The sequence below is a fragment of the Staphylococcus sp. aM genome (assembly GCF_052975125.1).
In genome coordinates this window covers 1,593,845-1,617,341 of record NZ_CP121447.1, presented here as the reverse complement: position 1 = coordinate 1,617,341, position 23,497 = coordinate 1,593,845, and the positions used below count along the sequence as shown (strand labels likewise).

The window sequence follows — 23,497 nt, the reverse complement described above, 5'->3', positions numbered from 1 at the left end:
AAATGATTAGCAAAATCAATGGTAAATTATTTGCCGATATGATTATACAAGGGGCACAAAATTTATCTAATAATGCAGATTTAGTGGATTCGCTTAATGTATATCCAGTTCCAGATGGAGATACAGGGACAAATATGAATCTCACAATCACTTCTGGTCGTGAAGAAGTTGAAAATAATTTATCTCAAAACATTGGAGAACTAGGCAAAACTTTCTCCAAAGGTTTATTAATGGGTGCAAGAGGGAACTCTGGCGTTATTTTATCTCAATTATTTAGAGGATTCTGTAAAAATATCGAGACAGAATCTGAAATTGATGCACAACAGTTAGCTGAAAGTCTTCAAGCAGGTGTTGAGACAGCTTACAAGGCTGTAATGAAACCAGTTGAAGGGACAATTTTAACCGTTGCTAAAGATGCAGCGCAAGCAGCTATGAATAAAGCTGAGTCATCAAAGGACTGTGTTGAAATCATGGAAGCGACGATTGAAGCTGCTGAGAAATCATTAGACAATACACCAAACCTACTTGCAGTATTAAAAGAAGTAGGTGTTGTTGATAGTGGTGGTAAAGGACTATTATCTGTTTACGAAGGATTCTTAAAAGGTTTAAACGGTGAAACGGTTGAAGCTATTAAGCCTAAATTAGATACAGATACATTGGTTAATGACGAACATGATTTTCATGGTGTAATTAATACAGAAGATATAGTATACGGATATTGTACAGAAATGATGGTACGTTTTGGTAAAGACAAGAAAGAATTTAAAGAAGACGAATTCCGTCAAGATATGAGCGAATTTGGAGATTCATTATTAGTGATTAATGATGATGAGATTGTGAAAGTACATGTTCATACTGAGTATCCTGGACAAGTATTTAATTATGGTCAACAATACGGTGAATTAATTAAACTTAAAGTTGAAAATATGAGAGAGCAACATCGCGAAGTAATTAAAAAAGAGGCAAATAATCATAAAAATGATGAGCCACAAACTGTAGAAACAGCTATTATTACTATTTCTATGGGAGATGGAATCTCGGATTTATTCAAATCAATGGGTGCTACACATATTATCAGTGGTGGGCAAACAATGAACCCGTCTACAGAGGATATAGTAAAAGTCATAGAACAATCAGAATGTAAGCGTGCGATTATATTACCTAATAATAAAAACATTTTAATGGCAAGTGAACAAGCCGCAGAAATCGTTGACGCAGAAGCAGTAGTGATTCCTACTAAGTCTGTTCCTCAAGGTATTGCAGCTTTATTCCAATATGACGAAGGTTCATCATTAGAAGATAATAAGAGTCATATGGTTACTGCACTAGATGTCGTTAAATCTGGCTCAGTTACATTTGCAGTTAGAGACACTAAAATTGATGGTGTTGAAATTAAAAAAGATGAATTTATGGGGCTTGCAGAAGATAAAATTATAACAAGTGATGCTGATCAATTTACCGCTACTAAACAATTGTTAGAAGCAATGCTTTCTGAAGATAGTGAGATTTTAACAATTATTGCTGGTGAAGATGCAAATCAACAAACAACAAATCAACTTGTTGAATGGATAGAATCTACGTATCCAGATGTTGAAATTGAAAATCATAACGGTCAACAACCTATATATCAGTATTTATTTGCTGTTGAATAAATATATTTCATAAATAAGACGAGATTGAAAGTATAATCAGAAGGATACTCTGATTACTTCTATCTCGTTTTATTTTTGTTAATAATCAAAACATAGAGAATCATTAGTTTGGTGTCTATAAAATAATTATGTTAACTTAAAAACTCCAAAGCGTTTTAATCAACCAATGAAGTAACTAAATGGTAGAATGAATGTATTATTTAAATAACGTAACATATTAAAGATTAATACATAATAAGGTGATCGAATATGGCGAAAGTCAATTTAATAGAAAGTCCTTATCCGTTGAATCAAATTAAAGGGATAGGACCAAAGCGTTTAGCTGTATTACAAGAATTAAATATTAATACTGTAGAAGATCTCATACTATATCTACCAACGCGTTATGAGGACAATACTGTAATAGATTTAAACGAGGCAGAAGATCAAAGTACTGTAACTGTTCAAGGTGAAGTTTATTCCTCACCAACAGTAGCATTTTTTGGTAGAAACAAATCTAAACTAACCGTACATATTATGGTAAATCAAATAGCAGTCAAATGCGTCTTTTTTAATCAACCTTATTTAAAAAAGAAAATTGAATTACATGGTACTGTGACAGTTAAAGGAAAATGGAATCGTTCAAAACAAGAAATAAACGGCAATAGAATGTTCTTTAATCAACAGGACAATCTTAACGATACCCAATTAGAGCCTGTTTACCGTATTAAAGAAGGTATTAAACAAAAACAATTGCGTGATCATATTCGTCAGTCTTTAAATGATGTGGTGATACATGAATGGTTATCAGATGAGCTCAGAAATAAGTATAAATTAGAAACTTTAGAATTCACACTTAATCATCTACATCATCCCCAAGGTAAACAAGACTTGCTTAGAGCAAGACGTACTTATGCATTTACAGAATTATTTATGTTTGAATTACGCATGCAATGGTTGAATCGTCTAGAAAAGGCGTCAGACGATGCTATAGAAATTGAGTATGATATTCAAAAGGTAAAAGCATTTATTGATAGTCTACCGTTCGAATTAACGGATGCCCAAAAGACGAGTGTTAATGAAATATTTAGAGATTTAAAAGCACCTATTCGCATGCATAGATTATTACAAGGAGATGTAGGATCAGGCAAAACGGTTGTAGCTGCGATTTGTATGTATGCTTTAAAAACAGCAGGATATCAATCAGCACTTATGGTACCGACAGAAATACTTGCCGAACAACATGCTGAAAGTTTAATTCAATTATTTGGTGACACAATGAATGTTGCTTTATTAACAGGTTCAGTAAAAGGTAAAAAGCGTCGTATTTTATTAGAACAACTTGAAAATGGAACGATTGATTGTTTAATTGGGACACATGCTTTAATACAAGACGATGTTACCTTTGATAATGTAGGTTTAGTGATTACAGATGAGCAACATCGTTTCGGTGTGAATCAACGTCAGCGATTAAGAGAAAAAGGTGCAATGACCAATGTCTTGTTTATGACGGCAACACCCATTCCTAGAACTTTAGCAATATCAGTGTTTGGAGAAATGGACGTTTCATCTATTAAACAGTTACCTAAAGGTAGAAAACCAATTATTACGAGTTGGGCTAAGCATGAGCAATATGAACAAGTGTTAACTCAAATGACAAATGAATTAAAAAAAGGAAGACAAGCATATGTTATTTGTCCGCTTATTGAGAGCTCAGAACATTTAGAAGATGTACAGAATGTGGTAGAACTATTTGAATCTTTACAACAATATTATGGTGAAAATAAAGTAGGTCTATTACACGGTAAACTAAGCAATGAAGAAAAAGATGAAGTCATGCACCGTTTTAGTGAACATGAGATTGATATTTTAGTTTCAACAACAGTGGTTGAAGTAGGCGTTAACGTACCAAATGCAACATTTATGATGATTTATGATGCGGACCGCTTCGGGTTATCAACTTTACATCAATTACGTGGACGAGTAGGAAGAAGCGAACATCAAAGTTATTGTGTACTGATTGCTTCACCCAAAACTGAAACTGGAATCGAAAGAATGACAATTATGACTCAAACAACAGATGGATTTGAATTGAGTGAACGAGATTTAGAAATGCGAGGACCTGGCGATTTCTTCGGTGTAAAGCAAAGTGGTTTACCAGATTTCTTAGTTGCGAACATTGTGGAAGATTATCGAATGTTAGAAGTAGCAAGAGATGAAGCTGGTGAATTAATTCAATCGGGTGAATTTTTCAATTCCAATTATGATCATCTCAGACATTTTATCGAAGATAATTTACTTGATATGAGCTTTGATTGATAGAATTCTTCCTTTCAAAAATGAGGAATTTAATTAGCAATAAATAAATTTATATATGTATTATAGTTAATTGTTGAGGGATTGAAATAGAAAGTGTTATGATATGTGAGGAATGTTTAAGACTTGGTACTAAAATGAGGGGTGAGAAAGTGAAATTAAAGAAAAATGAACGTAGACAGGCGATTCAGCAAGCCATTGAAAACAACCCCTTTATCACAGACAATGAACTGTGTGAAATGTTCCAAGTGAGTATTCAAACAATTCGACTTGATCGAACACATCTGAATATTCCAGAATTAAGAAAACGAGTAAAATTAGTAGCAGAACATAATTATGATCAAATTAAATCGATTGAGGCTAATGAAATTATAGGTGATTTAGTTCAATTGAAACCCAATGATACAGCTACTTCGATGATTGAAATTACAAGCGATTCCGTTTTCTCTAAATCACAAATTGCGCGTGGCCACGTTTTATTTGCACAGGCAAATTCCTTGTGTGTCGCACTTATACATAATCCGACGGTTTTAACACAAGAAAGCGATGTTAAATTTCTGGATAAAGTTAAATTAAATGATACAGTGAAAGCAGTAGCAAACGTAATCAATCAAACGAACAAACATTATTTAATAGAAGTAAATTCTTATGTGAAAGATAAATTAGTTTTTAATGGTAAATTTAAAATGTTCTATATAAGTGAGGATGAATTAAATGGTTAAAATTGCAGTAGATATGATGGGCGGAGATGACGCACCTGGAATCGTACTTGAAGCTGTTAAAAAAGCTGTTGACGATTTTAAAGATTTAGAAATCATCTTATTCGGTGATCAAGAGCAATATACATTAAATCATGGACACATCGATTTTAGACATTGCACTGAAAAAATCGAAATGGAAGATGAACCAGTACGTGCAATTAAACGTAAAAAAGATAGTTCAATGGTTAAAATGGCCGAAGCAGTTAAATCTGGTGAAGCGGATGGATGTGTATCAGCTGGTAATACAGGTGCATTAATGTCAGCAGGTTTATTCATTGTTGGACGTATTAAAGGTGTATCAAGACCAGCACTAGTGGTTACTTTACCTACGATAGATGGTAAAGGGTTTGTATTCTTAGACGTAGGTGCTAATGCAGATGCTAAACCAGAACATTTATTACAATATGCACAGTTGGGTAATATCTATGCACAAAAAATTAGAGGTATCAAACAACCATCAGTCTCATTATTGAATATTGGTACAGAAGCAGCTAAAGGTAATACGTTAACTAAGAAAACTTATGAGTTAATGGAAGCGCAAAATGACTTTAATTTTACTGGTAATGTTGAAGCAAAAACTTTAATGGATGGTAACGTAGACGTCGTCGTTACAGATGGTTTTACAGGAAATATGGTTCTTAAGAACTTAGAGGGTACTGCTAAATCAATTGGTAAAATGTTAAAAGAAACATTACTTAGTAGCTTCAAAAATAAAATAGCTGCCTTAGTACTAAAAAAAGATTTAAATCAATTCTCTCAAAAAATGGATTACTCAGAGTATGGTGGTTCAGTATTATTAGGTTTAGATGGTACATTTGTTAAAGCACATGGAAGTTCAAATGCTAAAGCGTTTTATTCAGCTATCCGTCAGGCTAAAATTGCGGGAGAACAACAAATTGTACAAACAATGAGAGAAACGGTAGGTGGAACTAATGGGTAAAACAGCAATTATTTTCCCAGGTCAAGGTGCACAAAAAGTCGGAATGGCACAAGATTTATATAATGTAGATGGAAAAGCTACAGAAGTATTAAATAAAGCACAAGAATCAGTAGATTTTGATTTATTGGAAACTATGTTTACAGATGAAGAAGGTAAATTAGGTGAAACTGAAAATACACAACCAGCTTTATTAACGCACAGTATTGCATTATTAGAAGCTTTAAATCATATCGATGCAGATTATACTATGGGTCATAGTTTAGGTGAATATTCAAGTTTAGTGGCAAGCGGTGTTTTATCATTTGAAGATGCCGTTAAGATTGTTCGTAAACGTGGTGAGCTTATGGCACAAGCATTCCCTAATGGTGTAGGTAGTATGGCTGCTGTTTTAGGTTTAGACTTTGATGACGTTGATAAAATTTGTAAAGATTTATCAACAGAAGACCAATTAATTGAACCAGCTAATATAAATTCACCTGGTCAAATCGTTGTCTCAGGTCATAAAACATTAATTGATGAATTAGTTGAAAAAGGTAAATCATTAGGTGCAAAACGTGTATTACCATTAGCTGTTTCTGGACCGTTCCATTCTTCAATGATGAATGTTATAGAAGAAGATTTTGCGGCATATATTAATCAATTTGAATGGCATGATGCTAAGTTTCCAGTCGTTCAAAATTACAATGCTGAAGGCGAAACGGATGCTGAGGTTATCAAATACCATATGGTAAAACAATTATACTCACCAGTTCAATTTATCAAATCAACTGAATGGTTAATCGAACAAGGTGTGGATCACTTTATTGAAATTGGTCCAGGAAAAGTATTATCTGGTTTAATTAAAAAAATTAATAGAGACGTAAAATTAACATCAATTCAAACACTTGAAGATGTGAAAGGATGGAATGAATAATGGCTAAAAATGCTTTAGTAACAGGGGCTTCACGAGGTATTGGTCGTAGTATTGCAATTCAATTAGCTGAAGAAGGTTATAATGTTGCAGTCAATTATGCAGGTAACCAAGATAAAGCAGAGGCAGTCGTTTCAGAAATTAAAGAAAAAGGTGTCGAAAGCTTTGCGATTCAAGCGAATGTTGCTAACGGTGACGAAGTAAAAGCAATGATTAAAGAAGTTGTGAGTCAATTTGGTTCTATTGATGTATTAGTTAATAATGCAGGTATTACACGTGATAATTTATTAATGCGTATGAAAGAACAAGAATGGGATGATGTGATTGATACTAACTTAAAAGGTGTATTCAATTGTATCCAAAAGGTTACGCCTCAAATGTTAAGACAACGTAGTGGTTCAATTATTAATTTATCAAGCGTAGTAGGAGCGGTTGGTAATCCAGGCCAAGCGAACTATGTAGCTACTAAAGCAGGTGTGGTAGGATTAACTAAATCTGCTGCACGTGAATTAGCATCACGAGGGATTACTGTAAATGCTGTTGCACCTGGTTTTATTGTTTCTGATATGACTGATGCTTTAAGTGATGAGTTGAAAGAACAAATGTTAGATCAAATTCCTTTATCACGTTTTGGTGAAGATACGGATATCGCTCATACTGTTGCATTCTTAGCTTCAGAAAAAGCAAAATACATTACTGGTCAAACGATTCATGTAAATGGCGGTATGTACATGTAGGAGAATACCTACATGTTGCGAATGTACAGGATCTAGCAGTTGACTGTCCACTCATGTCAAAAGCCATGATTGAACTAGTCAACCTTGCGGGTGCAAGACAACGAAATCTATAGAATTTCTGTCTTGCAACCAAATTCTACTTGTATTTTATATTCTAAAATGGGAAAATATAATAGTCTATGGATAGACGCTTTTAAAGGAGGTGAATCGACGTGGAAAACTTCGATAAAGTAAAGGATATCATCGTTGACCGTTTAGGTGTTGATGCTGATAAAGTAACTGAAGATGCATCTTTCAAAGATGATTTAGGCGCTGACTCACTTGATATCGCTGAATTAGTAATGGAATTAGAAGATGAATTTGGTACTGAAATTCCAGATGAAGAAGCTGAAAAAATCAACACTGTTGGTGATGCTGTTAAGTATATCAATAGTCTTGAAAAATAATAAACCTATATCTGAGTCGTCATTGTGTCGGCTCAGATTTTTTCTTTTGTTTTGGTGCGATTTCACGTAAAATTAGAGTTAACATATCATAAATTAAGGAGGTATATTTAATGACCAATCATAAAAAGACAGAAATGATTAACCGTTTTCGAGAGCAATTTGCACAGAAAATGCATGAACTAGGTTTTGAATATAATAATATAGAATTGTACCAACAGGCATTTTCTCATTCTAGCTTTATTAATGATTTTAATATGGATCGCTTAGACCATAATGAAAGATTAGAATTTTTAGGTGATGCGGTATTAGAATTGACGGTCTCACGTTATCTATTTGATAAACACCCAGATTTACCTGAGGGTAATTTAACAAAGATGAGAGCAACTATCGTATGTGAGCCTTCACTTGTAATATTTGCAAATAAAATAAAGTTAAATGAGCTGATTTTATTAGGAAAAGGTGAAGAGAAGACAGGTGGTAGAACACGACCTTCACTTATTTCTGATGCATTTGAAGCATTCGTTGGCGCCTTATATTTAGATCAAGGATTAGATATAGTGTGGGACTTTGCAGAAAAAATTATATTCCCATATGTAGAAGATGATGAATTAGATGGTGTAGTCGATTTTAAAACACAGTTCCAAGAATTTGTGCACAGACAAAATAAAGGTGATGTTACTTATCGCTTAATCAAAGAAGAAGGTCCAGCACACCACCGTTTATTCACATCAGAAGTTATTTTAGAAAAGCAAGCTGTTGCAGAAGGACAAGGTAAAACTAAGAAGGAGTCTGAACAAAAGGCAGCTGAACGTGCTTATAAACAAATGAAGAATAAATAGTAATTTATAAATTAACATATCGTCTTAATTGAAATCATTAATATCAATTAAGATTAAACTTTAAAGGAAGATGTAACGTTAATAACTTTGCATCATATATTAAGTTGATTGTACAGATATGGATCAACTAGGATTTGGATAAGGAGAATAACATGGTTTATTTAAAATCAATAGACGCCGTAGGATTTAAATCATTTGCAGACCATACTGATGTGCAGTTTGATAAAGGCGTAACAGCTATTGTTGGTCCAAATGGTAGCGGTAAAAGTAATATTACGGATGCAATCAAATGGGTATTAGGCGAACAATCAGCGAAATCACTTCGTGGTTCTAAAATGGAAGATATTATCTTTTCAGGTGCTGAACATCGTAAACCTCAAAATTTTGCAGAAGTAAAATTAAAGTTAGATAATCATTCAAAGAAATTACAAATAGATGCAGAAGTGGTAGAGGTTACGCGACGTCTTTATAGAAGTGGCGAAAGTGAATACTATTTAAATAATGATCGTGCTCGTTTAAAAGATATCATTGATTTATTTTTAGATTCTGGTTTAGGTAAAGAAGCGTTCTCAATCATATCTCAAGGTAGAGTGGATGAGATTTTAAATGCTAAACCGATTGATCGTAGACAGATTATTGAAGAATCAGCAGGCGTTTTAAAATATAAAAAACGGAAAGCAGAATCTGTGCAAAAATTAGATCAAACTGAAGATAATTTGTCACGTGTAGAGGATATTCTTTATGATTTAGAAGGAAGAGTTGAACCTTTAAAAGAGGAAGCAGCGATTGCCAAAGAATATAAACAATTGTCATCTGAAATGAAAAAAAGCGATGTGATTGTGACTGTTCATGATATTGATCAATATACACAGGATAATGGTCAGTTAGATGAACAACTCAATGATTTAAAAAGTAAGCAAGCGAATAAAGAGGCTGAACAAAGTCAAATTAACCAATTGTTACAAAAGTATAAAGGTCAAAGACAAGAACTAGATCAAAATATAGAACAATTAAATTATCATTTAGTAAAAGCTACTGAAGAATTTGAGAAGTATTCTGGTCAACTTAATGTGCTTGAGGAAAGAAAAAAGAACCAATCTGAAACAAATGCAAGGTTTGAAGAAGAACAAGACAATTTAATGTCTCAATTAGACAATCTAAAATCCGAAAAAGACCAAGCTATACAAACATTAGACCAGCTAAAACAAAAGCAAAAAGAATTAAATAAAACGATACAAGCGTTAGAATCAAAGCTATATGTTTCCGATGAACAACATGATGAGAAATTAGAAGAAATTAAAAATAAATATTATACGTTAATGTCCGAACAATCAGATGTCAATAATGATATACGCTTTTTAGAACATACAATTAATGAAAACGAAGCGAAAAAATCGCGTTTAGATTCCAGATTAGTTGAAGCATTTAATCAATTAAAAGATATTCAAAATAATATTTCAAATACCGATAAAGAATATCAACAAGTTCAGAAAGACATGCATAATACTGAACAACAAATTAAAAATATCGAAAAACAATTAACTGAATCAAAGCAACTTCAAACAGAATTCGAAAATAAATTGTATCAAGCGTATCGATATAATGAAAAGTTAAAATCGCGAATTGATAGCCTCGCTACTCAGGAAGAAGATTACACTTACTTCTTTAATGGTGTTAAACATATACTTAAAGCTAAAGATAAAGAATTAAATGGTATTCACGGTGCAGTTGCGGAAATTATAGACGTTCCTTCTCAATTAACACAAGCGATTGAAACTGCTTTGGGCGCATCATTACAACATGTCATTGTAGAAGATGAAAAAGATGGTCGTCAGGCGATACAATTTTTAAAACAACGTAGTTTAGGGCGTGCCACTTTCCTACCTTTAAATGTTATTCAACCTAGATATTTGGCTACAGATATTAAATCAACAGCACAAGCTTCTGAGGGCTTTGTTAACATTGCTTCAGATGCTGTAAAAGTATCTTCTAAATATAAAAATATCGTAGAAAATTTACTAGGTAATACTATTATTGTAGATTATTTAAAACATGCGAATGATTTAGCAAGATCGATTCGTTATCGTACAAGAATTGTGACACTTGAAGGCGATGTTGTTAATCCAGGTGGTTCCATGACTGGTGGGGGTGCCCGCAAAACTAAAAGCATCTTAACACAAAAAGATGAGCTCACAACTATGCGTCACCAATTAAAAGATTATCAGAAGCAGACACACGAGTTTGAGAAACAATTCCAAACACATCAAGCGCAATCTGAAAAGTTAAGTGAAACATACTTTGAGTTAAGTCAAAGTTATAATAATTTAAAGGAAAAAGCACATGGCTATGAGTTAGAGCTTGATCGTTTGAAGAAACAAGAAACGCATTTAAAAGATGAACATGAAGAGTTTGAATTTGAAAAAAATGATGGTTATCAAAGTGATAAAAGTAAAGCAACACTTGAGCAAAAACAGCATCATCTTTCAGAAATTCAAGCACAACTTAAACATTTAGAAGAAGATATAGAAAAATATACCAAGCTATCTAAAGAAGGAAAAGAAACGACGACTCAAACTCAGCAACAATTACATCAAAAGCAATCCGATCTAGCAGTTGTCAAAGAACGAATTAAAGGACAACAGCAAGAAATCGAACGCTTAGATAAACAATTGGAAAGTACAGAACAACAACTTGATACAGTTAAAGAGAAAATTCAATTATTCAATTCAGATGAAATGATGGGTGAACAAGCTTTTGATAAAATCAAGTCACAAATTGCTGATAAAGAACGAACACGCTCTGAATTAAATGAACAACTTGATCAAATGAAGCAACAACGAGTTGACTTAAATCAGATGATTGAAGACAATGATAGTAAGCTACAAGAATGTCATCAAGATTTATTATCTATCGAAAATCACTATCAAGATATTAAAGCTAATCAATCTAAATTAGATGTACTCATTAATCATGCGATTGATCATTTGAATGATGAATATCAACTTACTGTTGAGCGTGCACGTTCGCTCTATGACAATGAAGACGATATTGATCAGCTACGTAAAAAGGTTAAACTAACTAAGATGTCAATTGACGAATTAGGTCCTGTTAATTTGAATGCGATTGAGCAATTTGAAGAATTAAATGAACGATATACATTTTTAAATGATCAAAGAACAGATTTAAGAGAAGCTAAATCCACTTTAGAACAGATTATCAATGAAATGGATAAAGAAGTAGAAAACAGATTTAAAGAAACGTTCCATGCTGTTCAAAGTCACTTTAGTGATGTCTTTAAACAACTATTTGGTGGTGGGCAAGCTGAATTACAATTAACAGAAAATGATTATTTAGCAGCGGGTGTCGATATTATTGTTCAACCTCCAGGTAAGAAACTACAACATTTATCTTTATTAAGTGGTGGAGAGCGCGCATTAAGTGCAATTGCTTTATTATTTGCTATATTAAAAGTAAGATCTGCACCATTTGTTATATTAGATGAGGTAGAAGCGGCACTTGATGAAGCCAATGTGATTCGATACGCACAATACCTCAATGAATTATCTGATCAAACACAATTTATCGTTATTACACATCGTAAAGGCACGATGGAATTTTCAGATCGACTTTACGGTGTAACAATGCAAGAATCAGGAGTATCAAAGTTAGTGAGTGTTAACCTAAATACAATAGATGAGGTTATGAAGGAGGAAGAAGCATGAGCTTTTTTAAACGCTTAAAAGATAAATTTTCAGGACCAAGAGGAGAAGATATTGAAAAGGAATTATCTAGTGAAGAGGTTTCAGATGACCCTTCCAAACAGATGGATGAGGAACAACATACATCTCAACATGAACTAGAAGAAGATAAACCTAAAAAGAAACCTAGAAAATTAAGTGAAGCGGATTTTGATGAAGATGGCTTAATTTCGATTGAAGACTTTGAAGAGATAGAAGCACAAAAAATTGGTGCGAAATTTAAAGCTGGTTTAGAAAAATCTAGAGAAAATTTCCAAGAACAGTTAAATAATTTAATAGCGCGATATAGAAAAGTTGACGAAGAATTCTTCGAAGCATTAGAAGAGATGTTAATTACAGCCGATGTTGGTTTTAATACAGTGATGCAATTAACTGAAGAACTTCGTGCTGAAGCACAACGTCGTAACATTCAAGAAACAGAAGATTTACGTGAAGTTATCGTTGAAAAAATTGTCGAAATTTATCACCAAGAAGATGATAAATCAGAAGCAATGAATCTTGAAGATGGACGTTTAAATGTTATTTTAATGGTCGGTGTTAATGGTGTAGGTAAAACGACGACGATTGGTAAATTAGCTTACCGTTACAAAATGGAAGGTAAAAAAGTCATGCTTGCTGCAGGTGACACATTTAGAGCAGGTGCTATCGAACAATTAAAAGTTTGGGGAGAACGAGTTGGCGTAGAAGTTATAAGTCAAAGTGAAGGTTCAGATCCAGCCGCTGTAATGTATGATGCAATCAATGCTGCTAAAAATAAACAAGTAGATATTTTAATTTGTGATACTGCAGGTCGTTTACAAAATAAATCTAATTTAATGCAAGAATTAGAAAAAGTAAAACGTGTTATTGGTAGAGCTGTTCCAGACGCACCGCATGAAGCATTACTTTGCTTAGACGCTACAACAGGTCAAAATGCATTATCACAAGCTCGTACATTCAAAGAAGTAACGAATGTTTCTGGTATCGTATTAACTAAATTAGATGGTACTGCTAAAGGTGGTATCGTATTAGCAATCAGAAACGAACTTAAAATACCTGTTAAATATGTAGGTTTAGGTGAGAAGTTAGATGATTTACAACCATTCAACCCAGAAAGCTATGTTTATGGATTATTTGCTGATATGATTGAACAAAATGAAGAGATTCCAGATGAATTAGCAGAATCTCCATCTGATAATGGAGATGCATCTCATGAGCCAAAATGATTTAGTAAAAACACTACGAATGAATTATCTTTTTGATTTTTATCAATCTTTGCTGACTGATAAACAAAGAAACTACTTAGAATTATTTTACTTACAAGATTATGCATTAAGTGAAATTGCTGATACTTTTAATGTGAGTAGACAAGCAGTTTATGATAATATAAGAAGAACTGGCGATTTAGTAGAAGATTATGAAACTAAATTAGGATTATACAAAAGGTTTGAACAACGACGAGATATTTATGACAAAATGAAACAATCTCTTGATAAACCAGAATTATTAAAGCAATATATAGATCAATTAGAAGAATTAGAATAGTGATAAAAAGAGGAGGGAATAATTATGGCATTTGAAGGATTGTCGGATCGCTTACAGGCATCAATGCAAAGAATGCGTGGTAAGGGTAAAGTTACAGAAGCAGATATCAAGGCAATGATGCGAGAAGTTCGTCTTGCGTTATTAGAAGCCGACGTTAACTTTAAAGTCGTAAAGGATTTCGTCAAAACTGTATCAGAACGAGCATTAGGCTCAGATGTGATGCAGTCATTAACACCCGGACAACAAGTGATTAAAATTGTTCAAGATGAATTAACGAATTTAATGGGTGGCGAAAATTCTACGATTAAAATGGCTAACAAACCACCAACAGTTGTTATGATGGTTGGTCTGCAAGGTGCAGGTAAAACTACAACTGCAGGTAAATTAGCACTTTTAATGCGAAAAAAATATAATAAAAAACCAATGTTAGTTGCTGGTGATATTTATCGACCAGCTGCCATTGATCAGTTACAAACAGTAGGTAAGCAACTAGATGTTCCTGTTTATAGTGAAGGAGATCAAGTTAAACCACAACAAATCGTTCAAAATGCATTAGCACATGCTAAAGAAGAACATTTAGACTTTGTCATTATCGATACAGCAGGTCGTTTGCATATTGATGAAGCATTAATGAATGAATTACAAGAAGTTAAAGAAATTGCTAAACCAGATGAAATTATGTTGGTTGTCGATGCAATGACTGGTCAAGATGCGGTTAATGTTGCACAATCATTTGATGAACAATTAGATGTAACGGGTGTGACATTAACTAAGTTAGATGGTGACACTCGTGGTGGTGCTGCATTATCTATACGTTCAGTAACTCAAAAACCAATTAAATTTGTAGGTATGAGTGAAAAACTTGATGGTTTAGAATTATTCCATCCAGAACGTATGGCTTCTCGTATTTTAGGTATGGGTGATGTTTTAAGTTTAATTGAAAAAGCGCAACAAGATGTTGACCAAGACAAAGCTAAAGATTTAGAAAAGAAAATGAGAGACTCTTCTTTCACATTGGATGATTTCTTAGAACAACTTGATCAAGTTAAAAATCTTGGGCCATTAGACGACATCATGAAAATGATTCCTGGTATGAATAAGATGAAAGGCTTAGATCAACTTAATATGAGTGATAAACAAATCGATCATATTAAAGCTATCATTCAATCAATGACACCTAGTGAAAGAGCGAATCCAGCGATGTTGAACGTTTCTCGTAAAAAACGTATCGCAAAAGGTTCAGGGCGTTCTTTACAAGAAGTCAATCGTTTAATGAAGCAATTTAATGACATGAAGAAAATGATGAAACAATTTACTGGTGGCGGTAAAGGTAAGAAAGCCAAACGTAGCCAGATGGAAAATATGTTAAAAGGTATGAACTTACCTTTCTAATATAATATTGTGGTTCCAACAGATATACGTCTGTTGGAATTTTTTCTTTTTATAAGAAAGAACGACTTACTTAATAAAATTTAAGTTAGTAACTAAAAAACAATTCATTTCGTGAGATTAATGAAAATGAAACGCTTGAGATAAATATCATGGACTAAATTTATATATTGCAGTAGCTGACTGGAAGAAAATACGCTTATTCAAAACGATTTTCTATCCTAGTCAGCCTTGCCGGGGTGAGACATCGAAATAAAAATTATTATTTCTGTCTCACTCCCATAACCAACACTAATTTTTCTGAAAGGGAGGGAACGCCTTAGCTAAAGCTAATGCATAACCAAATCTACAATTCATTCCATTAATTTAATAAAGATGAAACGCTTGAGACCAAGGCTCAAGCATAACCAACACTAATTTTTCTGAAAGAAAAAAGTGTTGGTAAAGCAAAATGTCTTTACAAAGTTTAGTATTCCTGTTATTATTTATTCTTGTAGAAAATAAAAATTGAAATGTTTAAAGGAGAGTTTTATAATGGCAGTTAAAATTCGTTTAACTCGTTTAGGTTCAAAAAGAAATCCATTCTATCGTATCGTAGTTGCAGATGCTCGTTCACCACGTGATGGTCGTATCATCGAACAAATCGGTACTTACAATCCAGCACACGTTAATGCTCCAGAAGTTAAAATTGACGAAGAATTAGCATTAAAATGGTTAAAAGACGGTGCAAAACCAACTGATACAGTTCATAATATCTTATCAAGAGAAGGTATTTTGAAAAAATTCGATGACCAAAAATACGCTAAATAATCATAGTCACTTGTGATGTGTTTATATATTTAGTTGAAAGGGCGCCATATATTGGTGTCCTTTTTTATTTTTAACAGAATGATAAAAATGCATGTATAACATATTAATCAATGATATAGTAAAACCATTAATTAACAATATATAAATATATAAGGAGGTTAGTCATTATGGAAGTCGAAGTAGGACAAATCGTCAATACCCATGGAATCAAAGGAGAAGTTAAAGTAAAATCTAACTCAGATTTTACTGATACACGTTTTCAACCAGGTGAAGTGTTAACAGCAAAATTAAATCAAATAGAAAAAGAATTAACTGTGACGTCTTATCGTACACACAAAGGATTTCATATGTTGAAGTTTGAAGGTATCGATAACATCAATGATATAGAATATCTTAAAGGTGCTTTATTATATCAAGAACGAGATCATGAAGACATTGAACTTGAAGAAAATGAATTTTATTATTCAGATATTATAGGTTGTACTGTATTTGACGATGAACAACAGCCAATCGGTCGCATCACTAGTATTTTTGAAACTGGTGCTAATGATGTGTGGGTTGTTAAAGGGGATAAAGAATATTTAATTCCTTACATAGCAGATGTTGTTAAAGAAGTGGATGTAGAAAATAAAACAGTTATCATCACACCAATGGAAGGATTGTTAGATTAATGAAAATCGATTATTTAACTTTATTTCCAGAAATGTTTGACGGGGTATTAAATCATTCTATTTTAAAAAGAGCACAAGACAAAGATATTATAAATGTGAATACTATCAATTTTAGGGATTATTCAGTAAATAAACATAATCAAGTAGATGATTATCCTTTTGGCGGAGGTCAAGGTATGGTATTGAAACCTGAGCCAGTGTTTAATGCGATGGAAGACATCAATAGGACCGATGATACTCGCGTTATATTAATGTGCCCTCAAGGCCGTCCATTTACGCAAGACATTGCTCAAGAATTAAGTGAAGCCAAACATATTGTGTTTATATGTGGTCACTATGAAGGTTATGATGAACGTATAAGAGAACATTTAGTAACTGACGAAATTTCCATGGGCGATTATGTATTAACAGGTGGGGAATTACCTGCAATGACGATGACTGATGCTATTGTTAGATTAATTCCAGGTGTACTTGGAAACGAACAGTCACACCAAGATGATTCATTCTCTGATGGGTTATTAGAATTTCCACAATATACTAGACCACGTGAATATAATGGAATGAAAGTGCCAGATGTTTTATTATCTGGAAATCATGCTCATATTGATCAATGGCGTCATGAACAAAAATTAATCCGTACTTTGAACAAGAGACCCGATTTATTAGAGCAATATGATTTATCGGATAAAGATAAAAAAATAATACAAACATACAAAAACCATTTGAAAAAAGACTAACGTTGTGCTAACATAATTTAAGTGTGAAAAAACACTAAAAATCACTATGATCCGCTGCTATACATTTGTCTAGGCAAGAACATAGGTTGAAGAGGAGAATTTATAATGAGTAATCATAAGTTAATCGAAGCAGTAACTAAATCACAATTACGTACAGATTTACCTTCATTCCGTCCAGGTGACACTTTACGTGTACACGTTCGTATCATTGAAGGTTCACGTGAACGTATCCAAATATTCGAAGGTGTTGTAATTAAACGCCGTGGTGGAGGAATTTCAGAAACTTTCACAGTTCGTAAAATTTCTTCAGGTGTAGGTGTGGAACGTACATTCCCATTACACACTCCAAAAATCGAAAAAATTGAAGTTAAACGTCGCGGTAAAGTACGTCGTGCTAAATTATACTACTTACGTAATTTACGTGGTAAAGCTGCTAGAATTCAAGAAATTCGTTAATCAGCCAATTCGATCAATAAAATTGAATCATATCAGATTCAATCATAAAGCATTAAACTGTTGTCATTTCAGACACAGTTTAATGCTTTTTTTATTTATTTTTATATAAAAAAGATGGTCGAAGGACTCATTATTGTGCCCTTCGACCAACTATTTATCAATAATTTAATGATTCTTTTTAATACTTCTAGCAAATATCATACTAATGATAATACCTGCAATTGAGATAACAATTAATAAATAAAAGTGTGGTGGAGTGTATGTTAATCGAATCAGTTCTTGGCCTTTTTTAACAGGTATAGCTGTCATAATACCATTTGCTTTTTTAACTTCCACTGCGTGACCATCAATACTTGCCTTCATCCCTTTGGCATAAGGAATAGGCATGACTAAATAGCCATCTTCTTTTTTATCTTTTTTAATCATATATCCATTTCTTTGTTTATGGATATCCACTTTTTTCAAGTGCTTCTCTGATTTGCGTAAAGTTTGATAGTTTTCTCCATAAATACCGTTAACTTTAAGACGATATTTACCTGGCGATAGCTTGATATTTAATAGATTTGATGATTTTACCCTCATAGTGACAGGACTAACAAATCTACGATATTTATAAGTAAGAGGATACCTATCTTGACTATATTCATTAACACTAACACGATGATTCTTGTCAGGTGCTAATAACTCAACATCCATTTCTATATATAAATCTTTATAACGTTGAGTAAAAGATTTTGGTAGTTGAAGCTGCATACCACCATTATTTTTAGTAACTTCTATTTGATGATTTTTGATTTGTTTAGCATGATTTAATTTAATGTCAGCATGAGATAAAAGATTAGGATTTCGTTTAAACGATGTATTCGGTTTTGAACTTTTATCATTCAATACAATACCTTGAATCATAGCTTGTTCACGATCTAAAGGTGATTTTAAATCACTTGAATCATAAATTTTATTTGTGACATGTGCTGCTGGATAATTAATCGTATTATGAGAATGAATCCATTGATCACCTTTATCTTTGATTAGCTTTTTCTTTTCAAAACCATAAGGCATATTTAAATCTTTAGGGTGTCTAAGGCGATCTTCCACACCCCAAATAGCCATTAAATTGGCTCGATTGCCTAAATAGCGGTAGGTACTGTTTTTATCCACTGGCATATTGATTTGCATCATTTTATCGTAATATTTCAATATGCCTCCATCAAATATACTTGAATAGAGTGAGATGCCATTATAGTGGTAAATAAATGGTGAATTCAAACCATAAAATGACATATAATCAATTCGTGATAGTGGATTTGATTGAGAATTTTTGATATTTTGAATGGTTTTATTTAATACTTTACCTCGGTAGCTAGGATCGTCAATTGTTTTCATTGTAGTTTGATACGGTTCAATGGTATTTTTGATTGTGATATGTTCAATTCCAAGTTGTTGTATGAAAATCATTAATACGAGTGCGATTTGAATCCATTTTTTTGATTGAAGTTGTGGTTTCTTAATCAATATAGCTAATAAACATATCAACACGATAGACACTGGAATCCAATATATTGTTTTTTCAGCTAATACAAAATAAACAATTCCATAAATTGTAATAGGGATAGCAATGAGATTATATCTTTTAAGAGATAACTCACTGATATGTTGAATGAATAATGCGACTAAAGCACTTGAAGATAGAGTTAAAGCGTATACCCAACGTCTTTGCGGCATTGAAAAACCATTAAAAGCACTATCAAAATATTGAGATAGAGAACCAATAAGTAATATCCAAGTTACAATCGCAAATAATTTAAAATAATAATGACGATATAATTTGAATGAAAATAAAGCAATAATAGTAATAAAGGTAATGGTTATATAAAAGCCATCTGAAAAAATATTAAAATTAGTATTAACAAGATCTGTAAAGAGTGGTGTTTCAAGTTTAGGATTTTGCGCTCGGTCATTATTAAAAAATGACGACAATCCAGTATATAAGCCTAAAATACTACTCATTACGCTTAATAAAACCCCTATGATGAGTAGATAGCATTTTTGCCATCTATTTACGATATCTTTAGGGTGAATGACAATGACTCTATACATAAAATAAAAGCCCAACACAATCGCTTGATAATAGCTAAAATAGAAGTTCATAAATAAAGTTAAAGCTATGACAAAGATAAATAACCCGATTTTCTTCTTTCTGAAGAAGCGTTCCATAGCCAATAATGAAAGCGGTAATAAGATTAATAAATTACCGTAAAATGACCATGTAAAGTTATAGTAGAGAACTACTGTCGACATACCATACATTATCGTTGCCATTATAACTGCTATTGGTTTTAACTTTATATATTTAAAGAAATAAAACGTACAGACAAATGTAATAACCGTTCTAACATAGGCCATTATGAGCTGATTAGCTGGCCAATAACTAATATCGTGAGGGTGTGCTAATCCAATTTTTTCTAATATCCATATCGTTAAAAAGTTTAACCACATTAAAGGTGACATGGAATAATAATATGCTAGCCCCTTAACATAATCTCCACCTAATCCAAAAGATTCATCATAAAATCCTTTGAATTGTGTGAAGTGCTCATATAGATACATTTGAAAAGGCATCATTTGCCTAAAGCCATCACCCTCACCACTAAAGACAACGCCTTGAGTGATGAAACGGTAAATGAATGGAATGTATATGAATAATGATAAGATGCAACTTAAAATAATAATTGAAGCTAATAATAAGAATGGCTTAGAAACAATTTTTTTAAACACTATGTGTCCTCTTCTTTCTCTTTTTAGGATAAATGTATTTAACGAATAACCAACTTATAAAAATGCTTGAAATCGAAATGAATATCATTGTATTCCAAAATGGTGGTTGATATTTTATGACTATTGTTTTTGCATTTTTATCTACTGGTACTGCTGTCATCATGCCATTGGCTTTATAAACTTTTTCTTGTTCTCCATCAACAAAGGCTTTCATACCGCTTCGATAAGGAATGTTAATGGTTGCCATGCCTTTGGAATGTTTATCTAAATTAACTTTAACGCCATTTTTAATATCATGATATGTCATATTAAAGTTTGCGGATTGATGTGCTTTTTTGAGCGTATCATAATTTTCACCATTTAGGTTCAATAATTGTAAATCGAAAGTGCCTTTTGGTGATAGTTGAATCGTAATATCACCATTCTTATCAGGTTGTGTTCGGTAAAGTTGTGTATCGACGCCAATTCTATAAACAGAATCATTGTACAGACGATTGTTACTATATTGATTAATATTCACCGTATAATTACTATCAGGTAAACCTCTTTTAATTTTCATCGTTAAATAAAAATCAGTGTATCGTTTTTGTAATTTCTTAGGTAAATGAAGCTTAACTTTGCCTGAAGATTGAGTTACTTTAATACGATGCTTATTTAATTTAACAATGTTTTGACTCGATATATCAACTTGATTTAACAAATTTTTTGCCCTTTGATTATAATTTGCCCCTTTATTATCTAATACGACTCCATCTAACATTGCATGCTCTCTATCAATAGGTGTCTTTAAAGATCCCTTATCATAAATATGATTTGTAACTTTAACTGAAGGTAGGTTAAGTGTATTTTCGTAAATTGAATATTGACCTGCAGATTTCACCTTTTTAAAGTAACTAGGAATATTATGTTGATAATCTTTCAACATGACATATCTAATAGAAAATAGACTGGCAATGTTTTGTCTACCGTTCGTTGATTGATAACGACTCAGTGATTCTTCAGCCAAGTTAATCTTTAAATCATCATAATAATCATCGAGGATATTGTGATGGAAGATACTTGAATACAAACTTAAACCTTTGAAATGTTGGTACATAGGTGTGTTGTCTTGCTCATTGACACGCCAATCAATTCGCTCATCATTACGTTTAGAATGATTCATTTGCTTAACTAATGCACGTTGTAATTCGGAACTATACATATTGGAATTAAGGTAGAACGTATTTGCTCTATCTTTATGATCTTCAAAGTATATCTGATTCTTTATAAAAACAAACGACACCATCACATTAAGTAATGAAATGGCAATGATAAATAGATAAGTCAATTTAGTACGACTCGTTCTATCGTTTAGAATTAAAATACATAAACCAATGATAGATACGATAGGTACCAAGATAATCCATGCAACATATGTATGATATGCAATTGCACTAATAAATATAGTACTTTGAGCCAATAGATTAGTTATGAGATAGGATTTAATCGATAAAGTTTTAAAATATTTTACATAAAGGCCTATGAGAATTGCTGAGTTAAATGCAATGATAAAATGCCATCTTTTTTGAGGTGCAGAAAATCCATTAAATAATTGGTCTATAAATGGAATGAAATTAAAACATATAAATATAATTGTTAAAATGGCAAAAAGTCGATAATAAAAATGTTTATATAATTTGAAACTTAAAATAGCTTGGATAGTTATAAATAAAATGACGATTAAGTAATTATCAAAAAATAAATTTGTATTTGCATCTAGATGTTCGAAGTTAGGTACTTTACCAGAGAATGGCGCTCTACGATTATTTAAATAACTTTGAACACTATGGTAAAAAATAAACAGGCTATTACCTAACGATAAAAATCCACTGATACCAAAGATGAATAACGCTTGTTTACGACTGGCTAGATCGTTAGGGTGTCTAAAGATGATTCTAAGAATGATATAACCTGCGCCAATAATGAGTAAGTAATAGGCAAAATAAAAATTGTTAATCAATATGAGCGACATGGTTACAATAAATAAGCCTAATTTTTTCATTTTTAAAAATCGTTCAATAGATAAAAGTAACAAAGGCATGAAAATAAAAACATCACTGAAAAATGGCCAATATACGGTGAATCTAAAATATAAGGGTGAGATCACAAATAAAAAGGCCATGAGTAGACTAATAAGATGATGTTTTGTCAGGTGCTTTGCAAATAAATATGTACAATAAAGTGCAATACTTGCTTTGATAATTGAAACGATAAGTGCGTTATTCATCCAAAATAATAGTTGAGATGTGTCTAAATGAATAACTAACTTTAACAACATAATGACTAATGCGTTGATAATAAAAAGTATATTTGTAGAAAAGTAATAGCTTAAATCGGTGAAGAAGTCGCCACCTAATCCAAAATCTGATGAATAAAACCAGTTACCGTGACTCCATTGATTGAATAGAAACATTTGGATAGGAACCATTTGTTCCATACCATCATTAGGTCCGGTAAAAAGTATGCCATCATGATAAAATTTATATATAACGTAGCTATGACCAACAAGTGATAAAAGTACGAATATGAATATGTATTTAAGTGATTTTTTCATGTCTTACTCCTAATTGCATATATATAACATAAGCATGTTTTACACTACCAAAATCAAACTGGTTTATATGTTAGTTTAAAGTCATGCTTATTATCAAATTGTATGTGATAGCAAGAATGATGAAAAGTATTTATGCTTTTGTTTAAGATATTTTACAAAATCTTAAAATATAAAATATGAAGTAAAATGGTCTAACAAGCTTAT

At 32.4% G+C, this 23,497-nt stretch carries 18 protein-coding genes; 16 read left to right on the top strand and 2 right to left on the bottom strand.

Annotation, left to right across the window (positions count from 1 at the left end):
• Positions 1-2: 2 nt before the first annotated feature.
• The 16 genes from fakA to rplS all read left to right on the top strand — a co-directional run bounded on the left by fakA (position 3) and on the right by rplS (position 17,925).
• A complete protein-coding gene (gene fakA / locus P7F85_RS07825; RefSeq protein WP_031463952.1) occupies positions 3-1,652 on the top strand; it encodes a fatty acid kinase catalytic subunit FakA in 1,650 nt (549 codons plus the stop codon).
• Between the two features lie 249 nt (positions 1,653-1,901).
• Positions 1,902-3,950 (top strand): ATP-dependent DNA helicase RecG, encoded by a 2,049-nt coding sequence (gene recG / locus P7F85_RS07820; RefSeq protein WP_002466919.1) that lies wholly within the window; start codon positions 1,902-1,904, stop codon positions 3,948-3,950.
• 149 nt (positions 3,951-4,099) lie between these two features.
• Positions 4,100-4,669, top strand: coding sequence for a transcription factor FapR (gene fapR / locus P7F85_RS07815; protein ID WP_002466907.1), 570 nt, complete (start codon positions 4,100-4,102; stop codon positions 4,667-4,669).
• A complete protein-coding gene (gene plsX / locus P7F85_RS07810; RefSeq protein ID WP_447158537.1) occupies positions 4,662-5,648 on the top strand; it encodes a phosphate acyltransferase PlsX in 987 nt (328 codons plus the stop codon). Before fapR ends, plsX begins: the two co-directional genes overlap by 8 nt.
• Positions 5,641-6,561 carry an ACP S-malonyltransferase gene (fabD, locus tag P7F85_RS07805; RefSeq protein WP_002466912.1) on the top strand — a complete coding sequence of 307 codons (921 nt, stop codon included), beginning with the start codon at positions 5,641-5,643 and terminating at the stop codon, positions 6,559-6,561. The genes plsX and fabD overlap by 8 nt, the downstream gene beginning before the upstream one ends.
• Entirely contained in the window at positions 6,561-7,295 is a 735-nt protein-coding gene (fabG, locus tag P7F85_RS07800; RefSeq protein ID WP_015365086.1) for a 3-oxoacyl-[acyl-carrier-protein] reductase, read from the top strand. The genes fabD and fabG overlap by 1 nt, the downstream gene beginning before the upstream one ends.
• A 212-nt stretch (positions 7,296-7,507) precedes the next feature.
• Positions 7,508-7,741, top strand: coding sequence for an acyl carrier protein (locus P7F85_RS07795; protein WP_001830184.1), 234 nt, complete (start codon positions 7,508-7,510; stop codon positions 7,739-7,741).
• A 110-nt stretch (positions 7,742-7,851) separates the two neighbouring features.
• Positions 7,852-8,580, top strand: coding sequence for a ribonuclease III (gene rnc / locus P7F85_RS07790; protein WP_015365085.1), 729 nt, complete (start codon positions 7,852-7,854; stop codon positions 8,578-8,580).
• A 152-nt stretch (positions 8,581-8,732) separates the two neighbouring features.
• A complete protein-coding gene (gene smc, locus P7F85_RS07785; protein ID WP_447158536.1) occupies positions 8,733-12,302 on the top strand; it encodes a chromosome segregation protein SMC in 3,570 nt (1,189 codons plus the stop codon).
• Positions 12,299-13,543 carry a signal recognition particle-docking protein FtsY gene (gene ftsY, locus P7F85_RS07780; protein WP_002466030.1) on the top strand — a complete coding sequence of 415 codons (1,245 nt, stop codon included), beginning with the start codon at positions 12,299-12,301 and terminating at the stop codon, positions 13,541-13,543. Before smc ends, ftsY begins: the two co-directional genes overlap by 4 nt.
• On the top strand, positions 13,530-13,862 hold the full coding sequence (locus P7F85_RS07775; RefSeq protein WP_002466066.1) for a putative DNA-binding protein: 333 nt from the start codon (positions 13,530-13,532) through the stop codon (positions 13,860-13,862). The genes ftsY and P7F85_RS07775 overlap by 14 nt, the downstream gene beginning before the upstream one ends.
• Before the next feature lie 24 nt (positions 13,863-13,886).
• A complete protein-coding gene (ffh, locus tag P7F85_RS07770) occupies positions 13,887-15,254 on the top strand; it encodes a signal recognition particle protein (protein ID WP_002450574.1) in 1,368 nt (455 codons plus the stop codon).
• Positions 15,255-15,785: 531 nt separating this feature from the next.
• Positions 15,786-16,061, top strand: coding sequence for a 30S ribosomal protein S16 (gene rpsP / locus P7F85_RS07765; RefSeq protein WP_002466054.1), 276 nt, complete (start codon positions 15,786-15,788; stop codon positions 16,059-16,061).
• 167 nt (positions 16,062-16,228) lie between these two features.
• Positions 16,229-16,732, top strand: coding sequence for a ribosome maturation factor RimM (rimM, locus tag P7F85_RS07760; RefSeq protein ID WP_002466057.1), 504 nt, complete (start codon positions 16,229-16,231; stop codon positions 16,730-16,732).
• Positions 16,732-17,469, top strand: coding sequence for a tRNA (guanosine(37)-N1)-methyltransferase TrmD (trmD, locus tag P7F85_RS07755; RefSeq protein WP_046464365.1), 738 nt, complete (start codon positions 16,732-16,734; stop codon positions 17,467-17,469). Before rimM ends, trmD begins: the two co-directional genes overlap by 1 nt.
• A gap of 105 nt (positions 17,470-17,574) precedes the next feature.
• The gene (gene rplS, locus P7F85_RS07750; protein WP_002466049.1) at positions 17,575-17,925 is read left to right on the top strand and encodes a 50S ribosomal protein L19; all 351 of its coding nucleotides are present in this window, start codon (positions 17,575-17,577) and stop codon (positions 17,923-17,925) included.
• A gap of 165 nt (positions 17,926-18,090) precedes the next feature.
• Here the strand turns inward: rplS and P7F85_RS07745 are convergent, their stop codons facing one another.
• Positions 18,091-20,700, bottom strand: a complete 2,610-nt coding sequence (locus tag P7F85_RS07745) for a YfhO family protein (protein WP_046464366.1) — start codon at positions 20,698-20,700, stop codon at positions 18,091-18,093.
• Complete coding sequence (locus P7F85_RS07740) at positions 20,693-23,293, bottom strand: YfhO family protein (protein ID WP_002466048.1); 2,601 nt, start codon at positions 23,291-23,293, stop codon at positions 20,693-20,695. The genes P7F85_RS07745 and P7F85_RS07740 overlap by 8 nt, the downstream gene beginning before the upstream one ends.
• Positions 23,294-23,497: the final 204 nt, after the last annotated feature.

Coding starts and splice junctions, on each gene's coding strand:
- P7F85_RS07775 (WP_002466066.1), top strand. CDS start 13,530: ATGAGCCAAAATGATTTAGTAAAAACACTACGAATGAATTATCTTTTT.
- rplS (WP_002466049.1), top strand. CDS start 17,575: ATGAGTAATCATAAGTTAATCGAAGCAGTAACTAAATCACAATTACGT.
- rpsP (WP_002466054.1), top strand. CDS start 15,786: ATGGCAGTTAAAATTCGTTTAACTCGTTTAGGTTCAAAAAGAAATCCA.
- ffh (WP_002450574.1), top strand. CDS start 13,887: ATGGCATTTGAAGGATTGTCGGATCGCTTACAGGCATCAATGCAAAGA.
- trmD (WP_046464365.1), top strand. CDS start 16,732: ATGAAAATCGATTATTTAACTTTATTTCCAGAAATGTTTGACGGGGTA.
- rimM (WP_002466057.1), top strand. CDS start 16,229: ATGGAAGTCGAAGTAGGACAAATCGTCAATACCCATGGAATCAAAGGA.
- fakA (WP_031463952.1), top strand. CDS start 3: ATGATTAGCAAAATCAATGGTAAATTATTTGCCGATATGATTATACAA.
- ftsY (WP_002466030.1), top strand. CDS start 12,299: ATGAGCTTTTTTAAACGCTTAAAAGATAAATTTTCAGGACCAAGAGGA.
- fabD (WP_002466912.1), top strand. CDS start 5,641: ATGGGTAAAACAGCAATTATTTTCCCAGGTCAAGGTGCACAAAAAGTC.
- smc (WP_447158536.1), top strand. CDS start 8,733: ATGGTTTATTTAAAATCAATAGACGCCGTAGGATTTAAATCATTTGCA.
- fabG (WP_015365086.1), top strand. CDS start 6,561: ATGGCTAAAAATGCTTTAGTAACAGGGGCTTCACGAGGTATTGGTCGT.
- recG (WP_002466919.1), top strand. CDS start 1,902: ATGGCGAAAGTCAATTTAATAGAAAGTCCTTATCCGTTGAATCAAATT.
- rnc (WP_015365085.1), top strand. CDS start 7,852: ATGACCAATCATAAAAAGACAGAAATGATTAACCGTTTTCGAGAGCAA.
- plsX (WP_447158537.1), top strand. CDS start 4,662: ATGGTTAAAATTGCAGTAGATATGATGGGCGGAGATGACGCACCTGGA.
- P7F85_RS07740 (WP_002466048.1), bottom strand. CDS start 23,293: ATGAAAAAATCACTTAAATACATATTCATATTCGTACTTTTATCACTT.